Annotated in this window: 26 protein-coding genes, 1 tRNA gene and 2 pseudogenes; 13 read left to right on the forward strand and 16 right to left on the reverse strand. The window is 69.0% G+C overall.

Annotation, left to right across the window (positions count from 1 at the left end):
- Together C468_RS18485 and C468_RS02895 are read right to left on the reverse strand one after the other, a co-directional pair.
- A pseudogene (locus tag C468_RS18485) lies at positions 1-193 on the reverse strand (hypothetical protein); the annotation flags it as partial.
- Positions 193-1737, reverse strand: a complete 1545-nt coding sequence (locus tag C468_RS02895) for an acyl-CoA carboxylase subunit beta (RefSeq protein ID WP_008847379.1) — start codon at positions 1735-1737, stop codon at positions 193-195. The gene C468_RS02895 and the pseudogene C468_RS18485, both read right to left, overlap by 1 nt.
- Positions 1738-2008: 271 nt before the next feature.
- Between C468_RS02895 and C468_RS02900 the strand changes: the two genes are divergently transcribed.
- From C468_RS02900 to C468_RS02915, 4 genes are all read left to right on the forward strand, one after another.
- Positions 2009-2647 (forward strand): 50S ribosomal protein L1, encoded by a 639-nt coding sequence (locus C468_RS02900; RefSeq protein ID WP_008847380.1) that lies wholly within the window; start codon positions 2009-2011, stop codon positions 2645-2647.
- On the forward strand, positions 2644-3684 hold the full coding sequence (locus C468_RS02905; protein WP_008847381.1) for a 50S ribosomal protein L10: 1041 nt from the start codon (positions 2644-2646) through the stop codon (positions 3682-3684). Before C468_RS02900 ends, C468_RS02905 begins: the two co-directional genes overlap by 4 nt.
- Before the next feature lie 18 nt (positions 3685-3702).
- On the forward strand, positions 3703-4041 hold the full coding sequence (gene rpl12p / locus C468_RS02910) for a 50S ribosomal protein P1 (protein WP_008847382.1): 339 nt from the start codon (positions 3703-3705) through the stop codon (positions 4039-4041).
- A 128-nt stretch (positions 4042-4169) separates the two neighbouring features.
- Positions 4170-4361 carry a hypothetical protein gene (locus C468_RS02915; protein WP_008847383.1) on the forward strand — a complete coding sequence of 64 codons (192 nt, stop codon included), beginning with the start codon at positions 4170-4172 and terminating at the stop codon, positions 4359-4361.
- Here the strand turns inward: C468_RS02915 and C468_RS02920 are convergent.
- Positions 4342-4866: an SWIM zinc finger family protein gene (locus C468_RS02920; protein WP_008847384.1), complete on the reverse strand. Its 525-nt coding sequence runs from the start codon at positions 4864-4866 to the stop codon at positions 4342-4344. The genes C468_RS02915 and C468_RS02920 overlap by 20 nt on opposite strands.
- 321 nt (positions 4867-5187) lie before the next feature.
- Between C468_RS02920 and C468_RS02925 the strand changes: the two genes are divergently transcribed.
- Positions 5188-5406 carry a DUF7472 family protein gene (locus C468_RS02925; protein ID WP_008847385.1) on the forward strand — a complete coding sequence of 73 codons (219 nt, stop codon included), beginning with the start codon at positions 5188-5190 and terminating at the stop codon, positions 5404-5406.
- A gap of 5 nt (positions 5407-5411) precedes the next feature.
- Here the strand turns inward: C468_RS02925 and C468_RS02930 are convergent, their stop codons facing one another.
- From C468_RS02930 to C468_RS02945, 4 genes are all read right to left on the reverse strand, one after another.
- On the reverse strand, positions 5412-6578 hold the full coding sequence (locus tag C468_RS02930) for a DNA primase large subunit (protein WP_008847386.1): 1167 nt from the start codon (positions 6576-6578) through the stop codon (positions 5412-5414).
- Positions 6579-6656: 78 nt separating this feature from the next.
- A complete protein-coding gene (locus C468_RS02935; protein WP_008847387.1) occupies positions 6657-7109 on the reverse strand; it encodes a DUF5518 domain-containing protein in 453 nt (150 codons plus the stop codon).
- A gap of 7 nt (positions 7110-7116) precedes the next feature.
- A complete protein-coding gene (locus C468_RS02940; protein ID WP_008847388.1) occupies positions 7117-7797 on the reverse strand; it encodes an HVO_2922 family protein in 681 nt (226 codons plus the stop codon).
- A 603-nt stretch (positions 7798-8400) separates the two neighbouring features.
- Positions 8401-8474: transfer RNA gene (locus C468_RS02945), tRNA-Val, on the reverse strand.
- A 61-nt stretch (positions 8475-8535) separates the two neighbouring features.
- Between C468_RS02945 and C468_RS02950 the strand changes: the two genes are divergently transcribed.
- The 3 genes from C468_RS02950 (at position 8536) to C468_RS02960 (ending at position 10328) form a co-directional block, all read left to right on the forward strand.
- A complete protein-coding gene (locus C468_RS02950; RefSeq protein ID WP_008847389.1) occupies positions 8536-9009 on the forward strand; it encodes a DUF192 domain-containing protein in 474 nt (157 codons plus the stop codon).
- Between the two features lie 168 nt (positions 9010-9177).
- A complete protein-coding gene (locus C468_RS02955; protein ID WP_008847390.1) occupies positions 9178-9597 on the forward strand; it encodes an SHOCT domain-containing protein in 420 nt (139 codons plus the stop codon).
- Between the two features lie 50 nt (positions 9598-9647).
- The gene (locus tag C468_RS02960; RefSeq protein WP_008847391.1) at positions 9648-10328 is read left to right on the forward strand and encodes a hypothetical protein; all 681 of its coding nucleotides are present in this window, start codon (positions 9648-9650) and stop codon (positions 10326-10328) included.
- Between the two features lie 47 nt (positions 10329-10375).
- Here C468_RS02960 and C468_RS02965 read toward each other — a convergent pair whose 3' ends face one another.
- From C468_RS02965 to C468_RS02980, 4 genes are all read right to left on the reverse strand, one after another.
- A complete protein-coding gene (locus C468_RS02965) occupies positions 10376-11527 on the reverse strand; it encodes an ABC transporter ATP-binding protein (protein ID WP_008847392.1) in 1152 nt (383 codons plus the stop codon).
- Positions 11528-11638: 111 nt separating this feature from the next.
- Positions 11639-12580, reverse strand: a complete 942-nt coding sequence (locus C468_RS02970; RefSeq protein WP_008847393.1) for a carbohydrate ABC transporter permease — start codon at positions 12578-12580, stop codon at positions 11639-11641.
- Positions 12577-13602 (reverse strand): carbohydrate ABC transporter permease, encoded by a 1026-nt coding sequence (locus tag C468_RS02975; RefSeq protein ID WP_008847394.1) that lies wholly within the window; start codon positions 13600-13602, stop codon positions 12577-12579. Before C468_RS02975 ends, C468_RS02970 begins: the two co-directional genes overlap by 4 nt.
- A gap of 31 nt (positions 13603-13633) precedes the next feature.
- Entirely contained in the window at positions 13634-14791 is a 1158-nt protein-coding gene (locus C468_RS02980) for an ABC transporter substrate-binding protein (protein ID WP_193788241.1), read from the reverse strand.
- 372 nt (positions 14792-15163) lie between these two features.
- Here C468_RS02980 and C468_RS02985 point away from each other — a divergent pair, with 372 nt between their 5' ends.
- Together C468_RS02985 and C468_RS02990 are read left to right on the forward strand one after the other, a co-directional pair.
- Positions 15164-16213, forward strand: coding sequence for an AAA family ATPase (locus C468_RS02985; protein WP_008847396.1), 1050 nt, complete (start codon positions 15164-15166; stop codon positions 16211-16213).
- 2 nt (positions 16214-16215) lie between these two features.
- On the forward strand, positions 16216-16848 hold the full coding sequence (locus C468_RS02990) for a protein sorting system archaetidylserine decarboxylase (protein ID WP_008847397.1): 633 nt from the start codon (positions 16216-16218) through the stop codon (positions 16846-16848).
- 106 nt (positions 16849-16954) lie between these two features.
- On the opposite strand, the gene C468_RS02995 is transcribed toward C468_RS02990, so the two are convergent.
- On the reverse strand, positions 16955-17638 hold the full coding sequence (locus C468_RS02995; protein ID WP_008847398.1) for a haloacid dehalogenase type II: 684 nt from the start codon (positions 17636-17638) through the stop codon (positions 16955-16957).
- 58 nt (positions 17639-17696) lie between these two features.
- Positions 17697-18476, reverse strand: coding sequence for a pirin family protein (locus tag C468_RS03000; protein WP_008847399.1), 780 nt, complete (start codon positions 18474-18476; stop codon positions 17697-17699).
- Positions 18477-18678: 202 nt separating this feature from the next.
- Between C468_RS03000 and C468_RS19305 the strand changes: the two are divergent.
- Positions 18679-18747, forward strand: a pseudogene (locus tag C468_RS19305) (superoxide dismutase); the annotation flags it as partial.
- A gap of 70 nt (positions 18748-18817) precedes the next feature.
- A complete protein-coding gene (sod, locus tag C468_RS03005; RefSeq protein WP_049911951.1) occupies positions 18818-19375 on the forward strand; it encodes a superoxide dismutase in 558 nt (185 codons plus the stop codon).
- Positions 19376-19494: 119 nt separating this feature from the next.
- On the opposite strand, the gene C468_RS03010 is transcribed toward sod, so the two are convergent.
- Complete coding sequence (locus tag C468_RS03010; protein ID WP_008847401.1) at positions 19495-20475, reverse strand: ArsR/SmtB family transcription factor; 981 nt, start codon at positions 20473-20475, stop codon at positions 19495-19497.
- Between the two features lie 121 nt (positions 20476-20596).
- Here C468_RS03010 and C468_RS03015 point away from each other — a divergent pair, with 121 nt between their 5' ends.
- On the forward strand, positions 20597-21016 hold the full coding sequence (locus C468_RS03015; protein WP_008847402.1) for a Rieske (2Fe-2S) protein: 420 nt from the start codon (positions 20597-20599) through the stop codon (positions 21014-21016).
- Between the two features lie 27 nt (positions 21017-21043).
- Here C468_RS03015 and C468_RS03020 read toward each other — a convergent pair whose 3' ends face one another.
- Together C468_RS03020 and C468_RS03025 are read right to left on the reverse strand one after the other, a co-directional pair.
- A complete protein-coding gene (locus C468_RS03020; protein ID WP_008847403.1) occupies positions 21044-21901 on the reverse strand; it encodes a DUF7856 family protein in 858 nt (285 codons plus the stop codon).
- Complete coding sequence (locus C468_RS03025) at positions 21898-22236, reverse strand: DUF7855 family protein (protein WP_008847404.1); 339 nt, start codon at positions 22234-22236, stop codon at positions 21898-21900. Before C468_RS03025 ends, C468_RS03020 begins: the two co-directional genes overlap by 4 nt.
- Positions 22237-22245: the final 9 nt, after the last annotated feature.

The raw sequence follows: 22245 nt of genomic DNA on the forward strand, positions 1-22245 counted from the left end.
CCGCCGCCGCGACCGCGGCGCGCTCGCCGTCTCGGACGTGGGCCGCGACCGCGGCGGCGATGGCAGCAGCCTCCGCGTCGCCGGCGTCGTCCGGAATCGACAGCCCGTCGAGGGCGACGGCGGCGGCGCCGGCGGGCGAGGTGTCGCCCGATTCGGACGCGGCCTCCTCCCGTTCGGATGCGTTGGTCGCCATCAGATCGGGATGTTGCCGTGCTTCTTGTCGGGCGCGTCCGAGCGCTTCCCCTTCAGCATCGTCAGGTCGTCGATCAGCCGCGCGCGGGTCTCCGAGGGCTCGATCACGTCGTCGACGAACCCGCGGTCGGCGGCGGTGTAGGGGTTCGCGAACTCTTCGCGGTACTCGTCGATGAGCTCCTGCCTCCGCGCGTCGGGGTCGTCGGCCTCGGCCAGCTCCTCGCGGTAGAGCACGTTGACGGCGCCCTTCGGGCCCATCACCGCGATCTCGGCGGTCGGCCACGCGTAGTTCACGTCGCCGCCGATGTGCTTCGAGGACATCACGCAGTAGGCGCCGCCGTACGCCTTTCGAGTGATCACGGTGAGGAGGGGGACGGTCGCCTCCGAGAAGGCGTACAGCAGCTTCGCGCCGTGGCGGATGATCCCGTTGTGCTCCTGATCCGTGCCGGGCATGAACCCGGGCACGTCCTCGAAGGTGAGGATGGGGATGTTGAACGCGTCACAGAACCGGACGAACCGGGCGCCCTTCTGGCTCGACTCGATGTCGAGCGTGCCGGCGTTCACGCGGGGGTTGTTGGCGACGATCCCGACCGAGTGCCCGTCGAGCCGGCCGAACCCGACGACGATGTTCTTCGCGAAGTTCTCCTGCACCTCGAAGAAGGACCCCTCGTCGACGACGCTGCCGATCACGTCCTTCATGTCGTACGGCTTCCGGGGGGCGTCGGGGACGATGTCGCCCAGCTCCTCGTCGGCGCGCTCGGGGTCGTCCCACGGCTCGACGCGCGGCGGGTCCTCCACGTTGTTGGCGGGGAGATACGAGAGCAGCCGCGCGATGTCGTCCAAGGCGTTCTCCTCGCTCTCCTCGGCGAAGTGGGCCACGCCGGAGGTCGACGAGTGGGTGACCGCGCCGCCGAGCTCCTCGAAGCTCACCTCCTCGCCCGTGACCGTCTCGATGACGTCCGGGCCGGTGATGAACATGTGCGAGGTGTCCTTGACCATGAACGTGAAGTCCGTGATCGCGGGGGAGTACACCGCCCCGCCGGCACAGGGGCCCATGATCGCCGAGATCTGGGGGATCACGCCGGACGCCTCCGTGTTGCGCCGGAAGATCTCCGCGAAGCCGCCGAGCGAGGCGACGCCCTCCTGGATGCGAGCGCCGGCGGAGTCGTTGAGCCCGACGACGGGCGCGCCGACGTCCATCGCCTTGTCCATCACCTTGCAGATCTTCTCGGCGAACACCTCGCCGAGGGACCCGCCGAAGACGGTGAAGTCGTGCGCGAAGACGAACGTCTTCCGGCCGTTCACCTCGCCGTACCCCGTGACAACGCCGTCGCCCGGGATCTGTTGTTCCTCGGTGCCGAACTTGTGGTTGCGGTGGGTGCGGAACCGGTCGAACTCGTGGAACGTCCCGTCGTCGAGGAAGTAGTCGATGCGCTCGCGCGCGGTCATCTTGCCTCGCTCGTGTTGGGACTCGATCCGGTCTTCGCCGCCGCCGAGCGCCGCCCGCTCCCGTCGCTCGCGGAGATCCTCGATACGGTCGTCCATCGTCACGCCGGACCACCCTGAGTCATTACCTCGTGGGTCGAAGAGCGGCATCAAAAGGGTTCCCCTATGCGACGTTTTCGCCTTCGACGGTCGTCGAAAGGCGCGTCGAGAGGTCGCGTCGGTGAGAGCCGCCCGCACGGACCCTGTCGCCGGTTCTCACCCGGACAGGCGGTTCGACGCTTTTAAACCTCCGATGGACCACTCTCCGGTGAGACAGGCTTCGCCTGTTTCACTGACCCGTAGGAGCGACCTGCGTACTACGGAGGTGAAAATGGCAGACACAATACAAGAGGCCGTAACCCTCGCACTCGACGATGCGCCCGAGCGGAACTTCCGCGAGACCGTGGACATCGCGATCAACCTGCGAGACCTCGACCTCAACGATCCGTCGAACCGCATCGACGAGTCCGTCGTGCTGCCGGCTGGAACGGGGCAGGAGACACAGATCGTCGTCTTCGCGGAGGGCGAAACCGCCGTCCGCGCTCAGGAAGTTGCTGATCAAGTGCTTGACAGCGACGACCTCGAGGACTTAGGAGACGACGACGACCGCGCAAAGGACCTGGCCGGCGAAACCGACTTCTTCGTCGCGGAGGCCAACCTGATGCAGGACATCGGTCGGTACCTCGGTACCGTCCTCGGTCCGCGCGGGAAGATGCCTACCCCACTGCAGCCGGACGACGACATCGTCGACACAGTCAACCGGATGAAGAACACGGTGCAGCTCCGGTCTCGCGACCGGCGCACGTTCCACACCCGTGTCGGCGCCGAGGACATGGGCCCCGACGCGATCTCGGACAACATCGACGTCATCATCCGGCGACTCGAAGCGAGCCTCGAGAAGGGCCCGCTCAACATCGACGGGATCTACGTGAAGACCACGATGGGTCCCGCCAAGGAGGTGCCCGTATGAGCTCGGTCCGCAAGACCGAGACGATCCCGCAGTGGAAACAGGAGGAGGTCGACGAGCTCGTCGACTTCATCGAGTCGTTCAACTCCGTCGGGATCGTCGGCGTCGCCGGCATCCCGAGCCGTCAGCTTCAGGCCATGCGCCGCGAGCTGCACGGCTCCGCGGACGTCCGGATGAGCCGCAACACGCTCACCGTCCGCGCGCTCGAAGAGGTGAACGACGGCGTCGAAGAGCTGACCCAGTACGTCGCGGGTCAGGTCGCGCTCATCGGCACGAACGACAATCCGTTCGGCCTCTTCAAGCAGCTGGAAGCCTCGAAGACCCCCGCCCCGATCAACGCGGGCGAGGTCGCCCCGAACGACGTCGTCATCCCCGAGGGTGACACGGGCGTCGACCCGGGACCGTTCGTCGGCGAGCTTCAGACCGTCGGCGCGGCCGCGCGCATCCAGGACGGCTCGATCATGGTCACCGAGGACTCGAAGGTCCTCGAAGAGGGCGAGGTCGTCGACGACGACCTCGCGAACGTCCTGACCGAACTCGGCATCGAGCCGAAGGAGGTCGGACTCGATCTCAAGGGCGTCTACTCCGAGGGCGTCCTGTTCGAGCCGGACGAGCTCGAAATCGACGTCGACGAGTACGAGGCGGACATCCGGTCCGCCGCCGCCGCCGCGCGTAACCTCTCGATCAACGCCGAGTACCCCACGGCCGCCACGGTCGGCAGCCTTCTCGCGAAGGCGTCCGGCGAGGCGAAGTCCGTCGGGCTGTTCGCAGAGATCGAGAGCCCGGACGTCGTGCCCGACCTCATCGGGAAGGCCGACGCCCAGCTCCGCGCGCTCGCGGCGCAGATCGACGACGACGAGGCGCTCCCCGAGGAGCTGCAGGGCGTCGAAGCCGCCCCGGCTCCCGAGACGGACGACGCCGACGAGGAGGAACAGGCGGAGGAAGAAGACGACACGGACGACGCTGAGGCGGCCGACGACGACGCCGACGATGACGACGGCGACGACGGCGGCGAGGGTCTCGGCGCGATGTTCGGCTAACACTACGAGGACACACCAATGGAATACGTTTACGCTGCGCTCATCCTGAACGAGACTGGCGAAGAGATCAACGAGGAGAACATCACCGGCGTGCTGGACGCCGCCGGCGTCGACGTCGAGGAATCCCGCGTCAAGGCGCTCGTCGCCGCGCTGGAGGACGTCGACATCGAGGAGGCCGTCGAGACGGCCGCCGCGGCCCCCGCCGCCGGCGCCGCCGCGGGCGGCTCCGCGGACGCCGCTGAGGCCGACGAGGCCGACGAGGAAGAGGACGAGGAGGAGGCCGCCGAGGAAGCGGCCGACGACGACGACGAGGACGAGGGCGACGGCGGCGAGGGCCTCGGCGAGCTCTTCGGCTAACGCCGGACGACCGCAGAGACCTCGACCGCGTCGACCGACGCTTCGACACCCGATTTTTATGGTACCCGCTATCCGGAGTGATAACGCCGTCCGCGAATTTATATATCGATCTCGGAAACGGAGAGGTGATGAAGATTGTCGACGGCGACAAAGCCGAGTGCGATCGGTGCGAGTCGGTGTTTCCGATCGGAGACGTCTCGCTGCTCGAGAAGGAGACGAACCGCGACTACGAGCGGGTGCTGTGCGAGGAGTGCCTGGGCGCCGTCGGCGTTCCCAAGGGGTACACGCTCCGCCGGGACATCAGCCACCTCGCCGGGTGAGCCGCGAGGCCGGGAACCCGTACCGGTCGCAGTCCCCGAGGCTTCGCCCCGGGCGGAGCGACTCCGCGTAGACAGCCTCGACGACGGGCTCGTGGGCGCCGTAGTCGGCGTTCGTCGCGTACTCGCTGACGGCGCGACCCGCGTCGGTCCGGTAGGCGTCGGCCCGCTCGGTCGTGACCGCGACGACGACGAGCCGCTTCCCCGTCTCTCGGTCGCGGACGACCGCGCCCGGTTCGAACGCGTGTCGGTCACAGAGGTGTGCGCCGCGGGCGTCGAACGGGACGAACGTCTCCGCGCCGCAGACCGCGCAGGCGCCGACGCGCTCGTCGGGCGCGGGGACGGTCCCCGCGGTCACCTCCATCGCGACGCGGCGGAGGTGCTTACAGCGAGAGCCGCGGATCGCGTGGTCCGGGCAGGTGCAGGTGCCGGCGTCGAGCCCGACCACGTAGGTCCCGCCCTCGGTCTCGACAACGTACCGCCGATCGCGGAGCGGACGGACCGTCATCTCTTCTGTGGCGGCGCGGGCGGACCGACCGTCGCGGTCGCTCGGCGGCGTCGGAGACCCGGACGGCGGCGTCGAGGACGGCTCTTCCGACGGTGTCGGTTCAAGGGCTGTTGACGCGGCTGCGTTTCGAGTGTGCGTCATCGGTGACCACGAGGGGGACCCTCGTTTCAGGTTAACATAGGGGACGTAAACAGATAAATTCGCCGCCAAAACGGGGTCGAACGGGCGATATCTGTGTCAGAGCGCGACGACCGACCGAGCCGCCTCGACGCTGCCGCCCTCATCGAAGTGCTTTTTTAGCGGCGACGGGAAGCCGCGGGCATGGAAATCGACGCGGAGCTTCGTCGGCAGATCGCGGTCTCGCTGTCGGCGGCCGCGGTCTTCGTCGCCGGACTGGTCGGAATCGGGGTCGCGTTCGGCGGTCCCGACGGACTGCCGGAGACCGGTGCGATCGCCCTCGTCGCGCTGCTCGCCGCGTTCGTGCTGCTGATGGCGCTCGTCGGCGCGTACCTCATCCGCGCGGGCGACGACAGCGAGTAGCGCGACTACTCGCCCTCGACTTCTCCCGCGTTCGCGTTCCGCTCCCGCCAGTCGGTGATCTCCTCGGCGTCGGCCACGCGCTGCTCGTAGTACGCGAGCGGGTCGGCGGCGACCTGCATGTGGTCCTCTTCGTTGTGGCAGATCCCGTAGTTCGCCAGCGTCTCGCAGGTCGGCGGCGGGTACTGGGTGCCTCGGTCGTCGCTCAGGTACTCGGTCTGGTACCGGATCCCCTCGGCGTCGAGGCTCGTGTCCGCGCAGAACGCGACCACCTCGTCGGGCGTCATCCCGATTCCGACGAGGAACGCCATCAGCGCGAACGACTCGGGCGGAGAGAGGTCGGTCCCTCGATCGGCCTTGTCGATCAGGTTCCGCATGCAGGGCGGGAACAGCTCTGGGGCGACCACGTCGACCGGGCCGGCGTAGGTGCGCTCGGAGAGCAGCCGCTTGAGGTCCGCGACGCCCGACTCGAGTTCGGCGGCGATCCCCTCCCCCGCGGCGAGTTCGAACGGGAGTCCCTCTCGGACCCGGTCTTCGACGGCGGCTTCGAGCGCGTCCAGCAGCTCCTCGCGGGAGACGCGCACCTCGCCGTCGGCCAGCGCGCGGTTGACGAGGCGCCACGACTCGCCCCACGAGGGCGACGTGAGCCGGAGGTACGGCCCGACGGCGATCCAGTAGTGCTCCGGGTCGCGGCCGGGCGCGCCGCCGGCCCCCGTCGCAGTCGCAGCGCCGGCCCCGCTCGGTCGAGGTGACTCGGCCCGTATCGCGTCGGCGAGGTCGAACTCGGCGAGCACGTCCTCCAGCGCGAGGGTCGGGGTCGACATCGACCGTAGCTCGTCGTCGGTCGCGAGGTCCTCGCGGATCCGGTCGATCGCCGTCGCGGCCTCCGCGGCGGCGTACTTCTCGATCGCCGGGTCGGAGTCCAGGAGCGAGACGAGGATCCGCGCGATCGGGTACGAGAGCAGCTCGGCCTGCGCGTCGTAGGCCGACTCGGCGGGGAAGGCGCCGCTCTCGGACGCGACCGTCCCGTCCAGCAGGGCGCGCTCCACGCGCTCGCGGGCGCGCTCGACCGCCGGCGCGTCGGCCGCGACGAGCTCCGGCAGCGACACCGCGGCGTCGGCGACGGCCTCGCGGGCGGTCGCGAAGAACGGGTACTTAGCGTCGAGCGCGTCCATGTGCGGGCCGAGGTAGCAACGGGCGGCGAATAAGCGGTGCGGTCCGCGCCGAGGCGGGCGGGTCGGCGGCCGGCGGCCTCAGAGCTCCCCCCGGAGGTAGTGTCCGAGGAGCCCGCCGAGGATCCCGGATCCGAGGGTGTACGCGGCAGAGAGGCCGACCACAAACAGCGCGACCGCTCCGAACTCCGCGGGCGCTCCGGCGAACCCGAGGAAGAACAGCAGGAAGAACACGACCGCCGCGAACGGCAGCGTCATCACGACGCCGGCGACCGTGCCCGTCTTGAGGGCGTCGCTCGACCGGCCGCCACAGAGGTAGCCGGCGACCGCGCCGCCCAGCACGGTGGCGAAGGGGACGAACGACAGCACCGAACCGGCGACGCCGCCGAGGAGCCCGTAGACGAGCACGTCACTCAGGTCCGCGGGGGAGCCGTCTCCCGCCGTGAAGAAGCCGTTCGAGCCGCTGACGCGTGGGTCTGTGGGCGGGACGCTCGTGGTCGACTCGTCGGCGGAGGGGGAGTCGTCGGGGACCATCGGTCGGCTACTCCTCCGTGTCCTCGCCGTCGGTCTCGTCGTCACCTAACTCCTCGACGGCGGCGCCGGGCGCGTTCGACTTCACGCTGTTGAGGCCCTGTTTGGCCTTCTGCTTGGAGGCGTACCCCTGTCCGCTGTCGGCGATGACGTTGTCGTTGTCGTGCCGGAGCCGCCAGCGGTACTCGTCCGCCTTGTCGCGGAACAGTTCGAAGGTCGCGTCGCTCCCGCCGTCGTCGGGCGCCGTCTCGTCGCGGGAGACGTCGATAACGTGTGAGCCGGGCGCGTTTCGCCGGACGCTCTCGATCCCGGACTCGGCGTCGCGCTTGTCGGAGTACCCCTCGCCGCCGTCGGCGATGATGTTCCCGTTGTCGTGGACGAGCCGCCAGCGCCACTCGCCGGCTGTGTCCGCGTACAGCTCGAAGGCGGCCTTGCTCGCGGCCGCGTCCTCGTCGACCTCGCCCTCCGCCTCCGGCCACTCCATCTCGACCTCGAAGTGCACCATCCCGTCCTCGCGCTCGAGTTCGATCTCGACCTCCTGTTCCGCGGGCGGATCGACCGTCACCGTGCCGGCGTCGTCGACGGGGACCGGCTCCCCGCGGCCGAGCGCCCGCGCGATGCGTCGGAAGTAGGTGGCGAGCGACTGTCGGCTCCGCGACTGTCGGGACTCGTGAACGGGGTCTTCGGGCATACATGGCCCGGTCACGGCGAGCGCACAAAACGCTATGGCCGATCTCGGCCACTCAGAATGTCCGCATAAAGAGACGTGGCGCGTAGCGCCACGGGCACCCGGCAGTATCGCCGGCGGCGACACCGCAGCGAGGTGCACGAGCCGTGGCAGGTGGCGGGTTGGAAGTCTTCACCGTCGATCTACCGCGAACTGCTTATAAACGAGCGGCTGGGGCGTTGGCGGTGTTCACCGCGGACGCGCCGCTCACGCCGAGTCGCGATCAACGAGTTGTTCGCGGCGCCGATAAGTGGGCTCGGGCGGGTTCGAACCTCACTCACTTCGCTCGCTTCGCTCGCTCNGCGCCGCTCACGAGTTGTTCGCGGCGCCGATAAGTGGGCTCGGGCGGGTTCGAACCTCACTCACTTCGCTCGCTTCGCTCGCTCCGTTCCCTGCTTCGAACCCGCCCTCAAACAGTCACAACGGCGCCGCTCACGAGTTGTTCGCGGCGCCGATAAGTGGGCTCGGGCGGGTTCGAACCTCACTCACTTCGCTCGCTTCGCTCGCTCCGTTCNCCTCAAACAGTCACAACGGCGCCGCTCACGAGTTGTTCGCGGCGCCGATAAGTGGGCTCGGGCGGGTTCGAACCGCCGACCTCAGCCTTGTAAAGGCCGCGTCATGACCAGCTAGACCACGAGCCCTCAGCGTTTCAAACCCGCCGGGAGCGGAAAACGGTTTCTTTCTGCGGCGCGAGGATCGACCGTGAACCGCCGCCTCCTCGCGGTCGCTGGGATTCTCGCCGCCGTCGCCCTCCTCTTCGCCGCCGCGATCGCGGCGAACCCGGCCCTCCTGATCGCGGGCTACGAGACGACGACCGTCGAGGCGGTCGACGGCGAGACCGGCGAGTCGCTCGCGACCGTCGAGGTGCGCGTCGCCGACGGCCTCGCGAAGCAGTACGTCGGCCTCTCCGAGACCGACGAGCTCGACGACGACGAGGGGATGCTGTTCGTCCACGACGAGCCGGGCGAACGCGCCTACGTGATGCGGGGGATGTCGTTCGGGCTCGACATCGTCTTCGTCGCCCCCGACGGCACCGTCACCGAGATCCACGAGGCGGCGCCCGACTCCGACGCCCGGTACCGCGGCACCGGCCGGTACGTCCTCGAAGTGCCACGCGGGTGGAGCGACCGCAACGGCGTCGCGCCCGGCGACCGGCTCGTCTTCGAACTGGGGTGAGCCGGGACGGGACCGCCCTCCGCGACAAACTGACCGCCCTCCGCGACAAATTGACCGCCCTCCGCGACAAATTGACCGCCCTCCGCGACAAACTGACCGCCCTCCGCGACAAACCGACCGCCCTCGCGCGACGAAACCGATTTGCCCCTCGCGGGCGTCAAGCAAGCTATGACCGGTCTTCCCCGCCGGATCGCGTGGAACCTCCGTCACCGCTGGCGGCGGATCTTCGCGGTCCTCGTCGTCGGCGCCGGCGTCGCCGCCCCGCTCGTCACCGGGCTCTGGTGGTCGCTGCCGCTCGTCTGGTTCTTCGGCTTGTTCGTCGCCTTACCGGTCCTCCACACGCTGGCGAAGCCCATCCCCGAGGACGACGGCGACGGGAACGACGCCGATGGCCCCGACGACCCGGCCCTCCGCGCGCTCCGCGAGCGCTACGCCCGCGGCGAGGTCGACGAGCGCGAGTTCGAGCGCAGGCTCGACCGACTGCTGGAGACCGAAGACGCCGAGACCGCCGACCGCGGCGACGCCGAGGACATCGCCGAGCGCGTCCGCGACGGCCTGCGGCGCGAAGTCGAGCGGGTCCGGGAGTGACCGACGCGTGACCGTCATCGTTTTGCGCGGCGCTGGCGAGACCTTCTGACGTGTTCCTCGACGCGCTCCGGTACCCGTTCGCAGATCGAACGCGGCTGGACGGCACCGCGAAGAGCCTGGCGTCCCTCCTGCTTTGCGGGACGCTGGTTCGGTTCGCGGCGCGCCTCTGGCCAGACTGGTCGCTGGTGGCGCCGCTGCTGCTCGCCGTCGTCCCCCTCCTCGCGTGGCTCGGTCTTCTCGGTGGCGTCCTCGCCGGCGACGGGTTTCTGCCGCTGGCGACGACCGTCACGGCACGGCTCGGCGGACGCCTCCTCGGCGTCGCTGCGGTCTATCTCCTCCCCGCGGGCCTCACCGTGGCCGCCGCCGGCTACGTCGTCGCGAGCGGGTCGGTCCCTGACGCGCTGAGCGGTGTGACGCTCGCGACCCTCGCGACCCTCGCGCTGCTCGTCACGGTCGTCTGCGGGTACCTCTTCCCGGCGGCGGCCGTCGTGAGCGTCCGAGACGGGCTCCCTGCGGGGCTTCGACGAGACGCCCTCAGCGGCACGGCGTCGAGCACGTACTTCCTCGCGTGGGTCGGCGCAACCGTGCTCGTCGTCGTCGCGTGGAGCCTGCTCGCGGCGACGGCCGCGCGGAGCATCGCCGCGCTCCTGGCGCTCGGGTGGTGTGCCTACGCCCACGTCGCCGCCGCGGCGCTCCTCGCCGAGGGCGTCGATCGGACCGCCTACTGGTGACGGCGACTCGCGGAAACGGCAGAAAAACGAGGCGGTGCGCGGGCCGGTCAGACGAGGTCGACCTGGTCGGCGGCGTCTTCCATCGACCGGTTGTGAAGCGCCTCTCCCGTTAACCGATCGAAGACGTGGATCGCGTCCTCAGGAATCCGCGCGACTACCGAGTCGCCCTCGCTGACGCGCGTGAAGCCGTCGATCGTCGCGACGAGCGTCTCGGCGACGTCGGGGTCCGCGTCGGGATCGAAGTGCAGGTACACCGTGTTCTCGTCGCCCATCGGTTCGACCACGTCAACGGTCATCTCGAACTCGTGTGCGTCGCTCTTCCGCTCGACGAGTTCGATCGCCTCGGGACGGATCCCCAACACGAGGTCGGTCGTCTGCCCGAGGTTCGCCCGCACCTCGTCGGCGACGGGGTAGTCGAAGACGTCACCGACCAGCCGGTTACCGTCGAGCGTTACGTCGAAGAAGTTCATCGAGGGCTCGCCGAGGAAGCTCGCGACGAACTGGTTGGCCGGCTCGTGGTAGCACTTCAGCGGCGACGCGATCTGCTGTAGCTCCCCGCCGTCGAGGATGGCGATCCGGTCACCCATCGTCATCGCTTCGGTCTGGTCGTGGGTGACGTACACCGTCGTCACGCCGAGGTCGTTCTGGAGCCGCTGGAGCTCGGTCCGCATCTCCGCGCGGAGCTTCGCGTCGAGGTTGCTCAGCGGCTCGTCCATCAGGAACACCTCGGGGTCGCGGACGATGGCGCGGCCGAGCGCGACGCGCTGCTGTTGGCCGCCGGAGAGGTCGCTCGGCCTCCGGTCGAGCAGGTTCGAGATGCCGAGCATCTCGCCCGTCTCCGAGACCAGCCGGTTGATCTCCTCGTCCGGGAGGTCCGTCGACTCCTCGAGCCCGAACGACATGTTCTGTCGGACGCTCATGTGGGGGTATAGCGCGTACGACTGGAACACCATCGCGATGTCCCGGTCCTGCGATTTCACGTCGTTGACGACGCGGTCGTCGATGCTGAGCGTGCCGGCGGTGATCGTCTCCAGGCCGGCGACCATCCGGAGCGTCGTCGACTTCCCGCAGCCGGACGGACCGACGACGACGAGGAACTCGCCGTCGTCGATCGACATCGAGACGTCGTCGACCGCGACGATCTCCTCGTCTCCGTCCTGGAACGTCTTCGTTATCGAGTCGAGTTCAAGCGTTGCCATGTCTTTGTGTTGTGGTCGGTGTCGTGTGGTCGTTCGCGCGCCGCCCCGCCTCGCAGTCCGGCCGCCGGCGTCCCGGCCGACGGCCGCCGCCGGACGATGTCGGCGGCAGTGTCACGCCGCCACCCCCTCGGCGAACTCCTCGCCGAAGAAGATGTACACCGCCAGTGTCGGCAGCGCCGCGAAGAACGCTCCGGCCATCCGAAGCGCGAAGTCCTGCCCCTCCAGCGAGGTCCCGAGGCCCGCTAAGATTAACACGACGGGCGCCGCGGGGCTCGACTCCGTCGAGACGAGCACCAGCGTGAACAGGAGGTCGTTCCAGATCTGGGTGAACTGATAGATGAGGACGACGGCGAACATCGGCCCCGACAGCGGGAGGACGATCCGGCGGTACACCCGACGGAGCGTCGCCCCGTCGAGGCGGGCCGACTCGATCATCTCCTCGCTCATCGTCTTGTAGTACGTCCGGAACAGGAGCGTACAGATCGGGATCCCGTACGCGACGTGAGTGATCACCAGTTCGACGATGCCGGCGTAGTCGTTCGAGACGCCGAGCGCCCAGACGAACGACAACACCTGGTCGAGCTGGGCCCACTGCGACCAGAACTGGGTCAGCGGCACCAGCACGGCCTGATACGGGATGAAGATCCCGGCGATGATCAGCATCAACACCACCGCCTTGTACGACTTCTTCCAGGTCGGGATCGTCAGCCCGTACGCCGTGATGCTTCCGACGATCGCCGAGATGACCGTTGCGGGCACGGCGTACAGCAGGCTGTTCCCCATCCCGCGAAGCAGGGCGTCGATCGCCGTCTGCCACTTCTCGAAGGTGAACCCGGACGGTCCCGGCGGCGCGAACGGCGCCGTCTCGATGATCGCGGTTCCGGTCTTGAACGACGTCACCAGCCCGGACTCGATCGGGACGATGTAGAAGAGCGCCGCGAAGAGCAAGACGACGTACAGGCCGGCGTCCTCGACCGTCATCCGGTCGAGGGTCCGGCGCAGCCGCGCCGTCGTCGTCGCGCCGCCGTCGGTTCGAGGTTTCGTGTCGCTCATAGGTTATCCCTCCGGTATTCGTAGACGAGGTACGGGCCGATGACGCCGAGCGCCATCCCGAACAGGACGATCGCGATCGCCGCCCCGTACGCCCAGTTGAGGTTCGCGTACGCCTCGCGCACCATCTTCGTCGCGAGGATGTCGGCGCCGTTCGGCGGCCGGTACCCCCCCGTCAGGGAGTAGAGGAAGTCGAACGCCTTCATGCCGAACACCATCAGCACGACCGCGGCACTGATCGTCGCGCCCTTCAGCTGGGGAATGATCACGCGCCAGTACATCTTCAGCGTCGACGCGCCGTCGACCTTGGCCGCCTCGTAGTGCTCCCTCGGAATCGCGCGCAGGCCGGCGAGGTAGACGACCATCGCGTACCCCGAGAACTGCCACATCAGCGCGAAGATGATCGCGTAGAGGACGATGTCCTGGTTGCCGAGCCAGCTCACCGGCCCGAGGCCGAACGTCCCGATGACGCTGTTGGCGATCCCGTTGTTGTAGTTGTAGATCCACAGCCAGAACTGGGCGGTGACCACGAACGAGAGGCTCATCGGCAGGAGGTAGATCGTCCGGAACGAGTTCTCGAACCGGATGCCCCTGTCGATCAGGATAGCCAACAGGAGGCCGACCATGAGCGTTCCCGCCGTGAACAGGAGTAGCAGGATGAGCGTGTTGACCGCGGCGTCGATGAACCCGGAGTCCGCGAGCGCCCGGGTGTACATCTCGAAGTCGAGGTCGGAGTAGTCCGGGGCGTTCTCGAAGCGCTGGTAGTCGGTCAGCGAGATGAGGAGGTTCCAGATGACCGCACCGTAAACGAACAGGCCCATCAGCAGGAACGGCGGGAGCCAGAAGATCGACGACTCCATGAAGTCGCTCCCGAACCGCCGGTCTAGGGCCGCCTTGAGACGCGCCGTCGCGTCCCGGTCCGGCTCCGTCGGCGCGTCGGCGGTGGGGCCGTCGCTCACGACGCCGCCGTCGGCGCGGACCTCGCTCTCGTCGTCCCCCGAGGAGGGGCTGATCGTCCGGTGCAATCGACGGAAAAAATCGGGCATCTGGGAGTGCTCAGTTGGATACCGCGTCCAGGAAGCCCGTCGTCGCCGCGTCGACGTTGTACGGGCCGGTGAACTCCGAGGAGATGACGTCGTTGAGCGCCGTCATCGTCTCGGAGGGGACGCCGAGTCCGTGCTGGAGGTTCGGCGGCCGGTACTCCGCGTTCGCGAAGTCCTCGGCCGTCTCCTGGAGGTACGGACCGAACTCCTCCATGCTCACGTCGGTGCGGGTCGGGATCGACCCCTTGAACTGGTTGAACGCGATCTGCGCCTCGGGGCTGCCGACGAACGCCTCCCAGGTCTTCGACGCCTCGGGCGTCGGGTTCTCAGCCGGGTAGAGGAACGAGTCGAAGTGGAGCGTGTACATCCCCTCCGTGCCGGGGAACGTCTTGAAGCCCCAGTCGTCCTCGTAGCTGAAGTCCTCCGCGTTGCGGAACGCGCCCGCCGCCCAGTTGCCCTGGTGGATGAAGGCTGCGTCGCCGTTGATGATGTTCTGGTTGGACTCGGTCAGGCCGATGGAGGACGCGTCGTCGCTGATGTGGTTCTCCAGCATCTCTGCGGTCCGCTCGAACGCGGCGCGGACTGCCGCCTCGTCGCCTTCACCGTTGAGGAAGTCCATGTACGGCTGGTAGCCGTTCTCGCCGAGCATCACGGCGCCCCACAGCTGGGTCGTCGTCCACGTGCCGGACATCCCGTGCGTCATCGGGATCGCGTCCGTCTCGCTGGCGACCGTCTCGAACGCGTCGATGAGCGCCGAGGGGCTGTTCAGCGAGTCGACGTCGATGCCCGCGTCCTCGACGACGGAGACGTTGTAGAAGAGGCAGTTCAGCCGGTGGGAGCCGAGCGGCACGGCCCGGTAACTGCCGCCCTGCTGGTGGAGGTCGACGGCCTCCTCGACCATCGCGTCCTCGAAGCCGTTCTCCTCCCAGACGTCGTCGACGCTACCGAGGACGCCCTGGTAGCGTTCGAGGTTCGGGCCGGGCCAGTTAGCGAACGCCCCCGGCGGGTCGTCGCTCTGGAGTCGGTTCGCGACGACGGCGTCGAGGTTCTGGTTGCCGCCGCCGCCGATGGCGTTCATGTTGAGGCTCGTCTCGGAGTTCGCCTCGTTAAACGCCTCCTCGAGCGCCTCGGCCGCCGCGGCGCCGTCGCCGCCGGTCCAGCCGTGAAGCACTTCGACCGGATCGCCGGAGCCGCCGTCGCTTCCGTCGGAGCCGTCGCCTCCGTCGCCACCGCCGGAACAACCGGCGATCCCCACGGTTGCGAGCGTTCCGGCGCCGGCCACGTAGTGGCGGCGTGTGAGGCGGTCGCTGTCATCGGATCGGCTGTCGTGTGACATGTACGATAATGATATTTGCCCCCGGTACTTAATGGTTGATGTTTATTTACTTCGATTATTAATAATGTCGACGAGCCGGCCTGCGACCGGGCGGACGGCCGACGCGCTTCGCGAGAGACGACTGTACGGCGGGCGTCCACGCCGGCGGCGGTCCGAACCGGCCATCGGACCGACCGATTCTTGACCACGTGGCTCGGAAGACGCGACATGGAGGGACCGCTGTGGATCGACGCGCACGCCCCGGCGCTCGACGAGATCCGTCAGGACGAGGCCCGCGAGCGCTTGGAGCGCGCGGTCGACGAGCCGATGAACCTCGTCGTGCAGGGGCCGCCCGGCGTCGGGAAGACGGCGGCGACCCGGGCGCTGACGCGGGCCGCCCACGAGAACCCGGACGCCGACCTGATCGAGATCAACGTCGCCGACTTCTTCGGCCGGACGAAAAAGGAGATCCGGACCGACCCCCGCTTCGAGGGGTTCCTGCAGGGACGCAGTCGGATGGCGAAACGCGACATGATCAACCGCGTGTTGAAGGAGTCGGCCTCGTACGCGCCGATGTCCGGCGAGTACAAGACGGTGCTTCTGGACAACGCCGAAGCGATCCGCGAGGACTTCCAGCAGGCGCTCCGGCGCGTGATGGAACAGCACCACCGCACCACGCAGTTCGTGATCGCCACCCGACAGCCGTCGAAGCTCATCGCGCCGATCCGCTCGCGGTGTTTCCCGGTCCGCGTGCGCGCGCCGACCACCGACGAGACGATCGACGTGCTCGAGACGATCTGCGAGCGCGAGGGCGTCGACCGCGACGACGACGGGCTGGAGTTCGTCGCCAGCGCGGCCGGCGGCGACCTCCGGGAGGCGATCCTCTCGGCGCAGGCGACCGCGGTCGAGGGCGGCGAGATCACCATGTCCACCGCCTACGAGGCGCTCGGCGAGGTCGGCGACGACGACGCGATCCGAGAGGCGCTCGCCGACGCCCGCGCCGGTGACCTGAAGGACGCGCGCTCGACCCTCGACGACCTGCTCGACGAGGGCGGGTACGACGGCGAAGAGCTCCTCCGGGAGGCACTGCGGGTCGCCCGGGCCGGGTCGGAGTACGGCGGCGACGACCTCGCGCGGCTCCACGTCCTCGCCGGCGAGGCCGACCTCGACCTCGTCGACGGGCTCGACGACCGGACCCACCTCGTCCACCTGCTCGCGGCGTGGGCCGCGGGCCGCACCGAGCTTCGACCAGACCTCCGTGACCCGGCGGGGGCCTGACGATGGCCCGGAACCCCCCGCTCGCGGCGGTCCTCCCGTTCGACGTCGTCGACGAGGCGTGGCGGCTCGCGCTCGCGCCCGCGCTCGCCGCCGCAGTGACGCTCCCGTTCCTGCCGCCGGTCGGAATCGGCCTCTTCGCGCTCGCGCTCGGCGTCCTCTGGTTCCACCGCGACCCCGAGCGATCGACGGCGGAAGCCGAGGGCGTCGTCGTCGCCCCGGCCGACGGTACCGTGAGCGTCGTGCGCGAGGAGGGCGAGCGCCTCCGCGTCGGCGTGTTCATGAACGTCACCGACGTGCACGTGAACCGCGCGCCGCTCGCCGGCGAGGTCCGCGAGGTGCGGCATCGCCCCGGCGCGAACCGGCCCGCCTTCGACAAGGAGTCCGACCGCAACGAGCAGGTCGCGATCGACTTCGGCGAGTACGAGCTGTTGGTCATCGCCGGCTGGTTCGCTCGGCGGATCCATCCCGCGGTCGAGCCCGGCGACGCGGTCGACCGCGGCGACCGCGTGGGCCACGTCTCGTTCGGCTCGCGAGCGGACGTGATCCTCCCCGCGGACGTCGACGAGGGCGACCTCCTCGTGACCGAGGGGGACGCGGTGCGCGCCGGCGAGACGATCATCGCCGAGCGGGACTGAGCCCGCGGCGGCATCGACGCCGACTTCGGGCCGGCCGCGAGACTGCGAGCTCGTCAGCCGCTAAACCCCGAGCTCGTCAGCCGCTAAACCCCGAGCGCGTCGGCCGCTAAACCCCGAGCGCGTCGGCCACGTCGTGAATCGACTCGACCGTCTGGTCCGGGGCGCCCGCGAACGGCTCCCACGGCGTCCCTTTCCGGTCGAGACGGACCGCCTGCATCCCCGCGTGCGACGCGCCCAGCACGTCGAACCACCCTGCGGTGACGTGGACGATCTCCTCGATCGGCGTCCCGGTTCGGGCCGCGCCGTGGCGGTACAGCTCGGCCGCCGGCTTGAACGTCTTCACCTCGTCGGCGCTTATCGTGTCCTCGACGAGGTCCCCGATCCCCGCGTGTTCGACCATCGAGTCGAGCATCTCCGGGTTCCCGTTCGAGAGCACGTACGGCTCGTAGCCGCCGTCGCACAGGCGCTCGATCCCCGACCGCACGTCGTCGAACACCTCCAGCTCGTGGTACACCGCGAGGATCTCGTCGCGCTCGGCGGCCGACAGCTCGACGCCGTTGGCCGCCAGGGCGTACGTCAACGCGTCGCGGTTCATCTCGTAGAAGGGATGGTAGGCGTCCACCGCGTTCGCGACGAACGTGTACGCCAGCGAGCGCGAGCGCCAGAGCCGCGACACCGGTTCCGGTTCGGGGACGCGGTCGGCGAGCGCCGCCTCGGCCGCCTCCACGTCGACGAGGGTGCTGTACGAGTCGAACGTCACGGTCCGAACCCGGTCCGGGTCGAGTGGCATTCGATCGTCGCTTCGGTGCCCCGCGGTATCATCCCTCGTTCTCCGACTCCGACCGATCTTATAAGACGAACGGCCCCTGCTGACGGATCGGCTCCCCGTGCGGGCGGCCGGAGACGGCGACGAACCGGAGCCGCCCGCCGCCGTCGCTCTCGACCGTCACGTCCCGCGCGTCCGCGTTCGGGAGTACGTCGCCCGCGCCGAACTCGCGGGCGGCGTCGGCGCCGGCACCGCCTTCTCGGACGGTCCCGCTCCCCTCGACCCCGTAGAGGAACCCGGCCCACTCCTCGGGGACCTCCCACGTCCACGCGTCGGCGACGCGGACATCGAGGTACTCCGTCGGGGTGTACAGCTCGATCGGCGACCCCTCGCCGACGACGGTCGTGACGGTCGCCCCGTCGAGGTCGGTCGCAGGGAGCTCGTCGACGCTCGCGTCGACGTAGTCCGGGTCCGCCTCCTTCTCCTCGCGGGGCAGATTCACCCAGAGCTGGAGCCCGTTGCACGCTCTTCCGTCGGCGGGGAACTCGGAGTGTCGGATCCCGCTTCCGGTCGTGATCCGCATCGCCTCGTTCTCGCGTGCGGTGTGTTCGACGCCGAGCGAGTCCGCGTGGTCCATCCCGCCCTCGATCATGTACGAGACAATCTCGAACCCCTTGTGCGGGTGCATCGGGAACCCCTTGTCCGGGTCGATGGAGAACCGCTCGAACAGCACGAACGGGTCGAGGCTGTCGGGGTGGCCGTTCGTCGGGAACGCCCGGTCGGAGTTCACGCCCGTCCCGTGCCGGACCGCTTCGCCGGCGAGCGGCTCGACGCCGCCCGCGGCGGCCTCGTCTGGTGTCATAACCGATCTGATGAGTCCGGCACTGATAAGCTCCGCGTCGGCGGTAGTCGTGAAGTAACAACTTTCGTATGGTAATATCGAAAATTGCGATTGAAACCTGCTCTGAAGCGTGCTGCTGTATTTATAAACTATACAGCATTCTTACTGAAAAACGCTACAGAGAACGTTCTTCCCCGTCCCGTGCGTGGACTGGAATGTAGACATGAGCTACGAACTCGATCCGCTGCCGTACGACTACGACGCGCTGGAACCGCACATCTCCGAGCAGGTGCTCGAATGGCATCACGACACCCACCATCAGGGGTACGTGAACGGCTGGAACNCCGTACGACTACGACGCGCTGGAACCGCACATCTCCGAGCAGGTGCTCGAATGGCATCACGACACCCACCATCAGGGGTACGTGAACGGCTGGAACGCGGCCGAGGAGACGCTCGAGGCGAACCGCGAGGAGCACGACTTCTCGTCGTCCGCGGGCGCGATTCGGAACGTGACCCACAACTCGTCGGGCCACATCCTCCACGACCTGTTCTGGCAGAACATGTCCCCCGAGGGCGGCGACGAGCCCTCGGGTGCCCTCGCCGACCGCATCGAGGAGGACTTCGGCTCCTACGAGGCGTGGAAGGGCGAGTTCAAGGCGGCCGGCGGCAACGCCTCCGGCTGGGCGCTGCTCGTCTACGACACGTTCTCGAACCAGCTCCGCAACGTCGTGGTTGACAAGCACGACCAGGGCGCGATCTGGGGCGGTCACCCGATCCTGGCGCTGGACGTGTGGGAGCACTCGTACTACCACGACTACGGCCCGGCTCGCGGCGAGTTCATGGACAACTTCTTCGAAGTCGTCGACTGGAGCGAGCCTGCGGCTCGCTACGAGCAGGCCGTCGAGCTCTTCGAGTAACGAAGTCGATCGAGCGGTCCGGACTCGGCCGATCCGACCGAGGTATTCTACCGTCGCCCGTCGGGTCGTTCGGCCCGCCCGATGGGCGCTTTCGTTCCGCGAGCGACCGGTCTCTCGGTTTACTTCACCAGCGCCGTCTCCACCACGTCCACCGATCCGTCGACGACCACGCGCAGTTCGTCGCCGTCGCACGGGAGCGAAAGTCGGACCCGAAGCGGGTCCTCGGCGACGACCGTCGTCCGCTCGTCGCTCACGCACCAGTCGAACCCCCAGAACGGTTCGGTGTTCAGGTCGACGCCGCGCTCGGAGAAGAACAGCAGCGTCTCCGCGTGGTCCAGCAGCGTGACGCCGACCGTCGACCGCAGTCGGTAGTTACACCGCCCGCAGACGTGTTCGACGGCGACGTCGAGGTCCGCTTCCTCGGGGTCGCGGACGAGCGTCGTCTCGACGGTCCCGGTGCACTCGGGACAGACACCGTCCGCGGCCAGACAGTAGTGGTGGCGGACGTAGTGGTGGAACGCCTGCAACAGCTCGCCGGTCGTGCGGTCGTCGAGCCCGCCGGAGGGAAAGGGGTAGCTCACCTGAATCGTGCCGCAGTCGGCACAGCCCACGGTGAGCGTGTCGTCGACGTACCAGCCGTGGAGGTCACCGTCGCAGTCGTAACACGCGCCCTCGACCGGGAAGAACCCCACCTGCGCGCGCTCGGTGAGGGTCCCGGTGAAGATGGCGCTGACGACCTTCCGGCCGGGGTACCGGAACTCGTAGCCGTCGTCGCTCCGCTTGACGAAGTGGCCGGTGAGCTGCCGGAGGTGGTAGTTGAAGTTGGCGCTGTCGTCGACGTCGACCCGCTCGAAGAGGTCGGTGAAGCTCACCGCGGCCTCGTCGGCGCCGAGTTCGAGGAGGGCGCGAAGGATGTCGACTCGGGTGTCGTTGCCGAGGGTGGCGAACACCTCCGCGGGGAGCACCCGGGACTCCGTCCGGAGGGCGGGCGTCAGGTCACCGTCGGCCTCCGCACCCGCCTCCGCTCCCACGTCGGTCTCCGCTCCCGCGTCGGCTTCCGCACCCGCCTCTGCGCCGGCGGTCCGATCGAACTGGCTCACACCGGTTTCACGCGGTATGGCCGGATAAAACCCATCGAAGGGGACGACGCGCTCCACCGCAACCGCTCGACGAGCGCGTCGCCCGGCAGGCTTTTCGATCGGACGCTCCTACGGCGACGCCATGGCGGACGCCACCGAGATCGCCGACCGGTCCGCGGTCCCTGCGGGCGGCTCGTACCGCTTCACCGCCGAGGACGCCTTCGGAAACGAAACGGAGGTCATCCTCGTCCTGTGCGAGGAGTCACCCGGCGTCAGGGCGTGGGTCAACAACTGCACGCACGAGGACCAGCGCTTCGACGCGGGCCGCGGCGCGGCGATCCGCGACGGCGAGATCATCTGTCCTCGACACGGGTCGATGTTCGACGCCTGCTCGGGCGAGTGCGACAACGGAGAGGCATCGGGAACCGCGCTCCCCGGCGTCGATATCGAGATCGAGGACGACACCGTCCTCCTCACCGACGACCGCTACGACTACCTGCACGACGGGGGCGTAAACGACGGCGACGACGGGCCGGGGTCGACCTCGCACCTCTCGTTTTGAACCGTCACCCGATCCGATCGCGACCCGTCAGAGCCCCGGCCGCCCGCACGGCCGGACCACCGGTGCGTCGAGCACCGACTCCGGCGTCGTCTCGCCGCGACCGGCGACCCACCGGGCCGCCTCCGTGCCGAGCACGATCGGTCGCTCGAGGTCCGCGAGCCTGACCGCAGCCAGCGACGCCGCGAGCGGCGGTCCGTCGTACGCTCCGGGATCCTCGCCGGCGTCGGCGGGATCGGCGCCCGGAACGGCCGCCAGCGCCTCGCGGAACGCCGGGTAGGTCTCCCGGGCAAGCTCTCGGCGGGCGTCTCGCCGCCGATTCCGGAGGCGATCCCGGAGTTCGAGGCGTCGTTCGCGGGCGTCACGGGCGTCGGCGGCCCGCTCGCGGGCCCGTCGAAGCGCCTGCTCGGCCGCGATCCGTTCGCTCTGTGCCGCCGACAGCTCCGCGGCCGCCGACTCCAACTCGCCGAGGGCCTCGTCGGTCTCCGCTTCGACCGCCCGACGGGCCTGCACGCGTCCGCGAAGAGCGGCGACGCGCTCCTTCAGCCGTTCCTCCTCGCCGCTCGCGGCCGCGACCCGGCGCCTGGCCGCGTCGAGGTCGACCGGCTCGACCTCTACCGCCGCGATCGCGTCGCGGATCTCGACGAGCTCGCCCTCGACCGACGACGCCCGCCCGAGCGTCCGGGCCGCCGCCGCGAGTTCGCGACGGAGGCTCGCCCCCGTCGGGAGGCGACCGATCACCGCGGTCGACTCGGGAACCGCCGGTCCGAGAGCGGCACCGTGGTCGTCGCTTCCGGCGGGTCCTCTCTCGAGTCCGCCCGCCGGCTCTTCGCTCTCGGGCGTTTCCCCGGGGCTCTCGCGGTCGCTTTGCCCGTTTATACCGCTCACAGCTCGTCGCCTCGCATCGAGTCCGGATCCGGGTGGTCGGTCCCGGCGGCGAACGCGGCGTACGGCGTCGACTTCGCGTCGCGGCGCGCGTACGCGCTCGCCGCCTCGCGGACCCGCTCGTCGAGTGCGACGAACTCGTTAAACGGCTCTGTCCGCTCGATCTGTACGTCCCCGTCGTACGACTCTCGCAGCCGGAGCGCGAGGAACGCGGCGTACACCGTCCCGTCGAACAGCGCCGCTCGACCGAACCGCCGTACGACGACTCCCTCGTGGCGGCGACACAGGTTCCGGAGCCCGGTCCGGGCCGCCGCCGAATACGTCACGACCAGCAGCACGAACGCGCC

Source organism: Halorubrum kocurii JCM 14978, assembly GCF_000337355.1.
Lineage (GTDB): Archaea > Halobacteriota > Halobacteria > Halobacteriales > Haloferacaceae > Halorubrum > Halorubrum kocurii.

Bases quoted from the DNA above. Each gene is read 5' to 3' on its own strand.
- C468_RS03000 (WP_008847399.1), bottom strand. From the start codon at position 18,476: ATGACACCAGACGAGGCCGCCGCGGGCGGCGTCGAGCCGCTCGCCGGC.
- C468_RS02995 (WP_008847398.1), bottom strand. From the start codon at position 17,638: ATGCCACTCGACCCGGACCGGGTTCGGACCGTGACGTTCGACTCGTAC.
- C468_RS02900 (WP_008847380.1), top strand. From the start codon at position 2,009: ATGGCAGACACAATACAAGAGGCCGTAACCCTCGCACTCGACGATGCG.
- C468_RS02905 (WP_008847381.1), top strand. From the start codon at position 2,644: ATGAGCTCGGTCCGCAAGACCGAGACGATCCCGCAGTGGAAACAGGAG.
- C468_RS02940 (WP_008847388.1), bottom strand. From the start codon at position 7,797: ATGCCCGAAGACCCCGTTCACGAGTCCCGACAGTCGCGGAGCCGACAG.
- C468_RS02935 (WP_008847387.1), bottom strand. From the start codon at position 7,109: ATGGTCCCCGACGACTCCCCCTCCGCCGACGAGTCGACCACGAGCGTC.
- C468_RS02930 (WP_008847386.1), bottom strand. From the start codon at position 6,578: ATGGACGCGCTCGACGCTAAGTACCCGTTCTTCGCGACCGCCCGCGAG.
- rpl12p (WP_008847382.1), top strand. From the start codon at position 3,703: ATGGAATACGTTTACGCTGCGCTCATCCTGAACGAGACTGGCGAAGAG.
- C468_RS02895 (WP_008847379.1), bottom strand. From the start codon at position 1,737: ATGGACGACCGTATCGAGGATCTCCGCGAGCGACGGGAGCGGGCGGCG.
- C468_RS02985 (WP_008847396.1), top strand. From the start codon at position 15,164: ATGGAGGGACCGCTGTGGATCGACGCGCACGCCCCGGCGCTCGACGAG.
- C468_RS02920 (WP_008847384.1), bottom strand. From the start codon at position 4,866: ATGACGGTCCGTCCGCTCCGCGATCGGCGGTACGTTGTCGAGACCGAG.
- C468_RS03015 (WP_008847402.1), top strand. From the start codon at position 20,597: ATGGCGGACGCCACCGAGATCGCCGACCGGTCCGCGGTCCCTGCGGGC.
- C468_RS02965 (WP_008847392.1), bottom strand. From the start codon at position 11,527: ATGGCAACGCTTGAACTCGACTCGATAACGAAGACGTTCCAGGACGGA.
- C468_RS02970 (WP_008847393.1), bottom strand. From the start codon at position 12,580: ATGAGCGACACGAAACCTCGAACCGACGGCGGCGCGACGACGACGGCG.
- C468_RS02915 (WP_008847383.1), top strand. From the start codon at position 4,170: ATGAAGATTGTCGACGGCGACAAAGCCGAGTGCGATCGGTGCGAGTCG.
- C468_RS02990 (WP_008847397.1), top strand. From the start codon at position 16,216: ATGGCCCGGAACCCCCCGCTCGCGGCGGTCCTCCCGTTCGACGTCGTC.
- C468_RS02955 (WP_008847390.1), top strand. From the start codon at position 9,178: ATGACCGGTCTTCCCCGCCGGATCGCGTGGAACCTCCGTCACCGCTGG.
- C468_RS02925 (WP_008847385.1), top strand. From the start codon at position 5,188: ATGGAAATCGACGCGGAGCTTCGTCGGCAGATCGCGGTCTCGCTGTCG.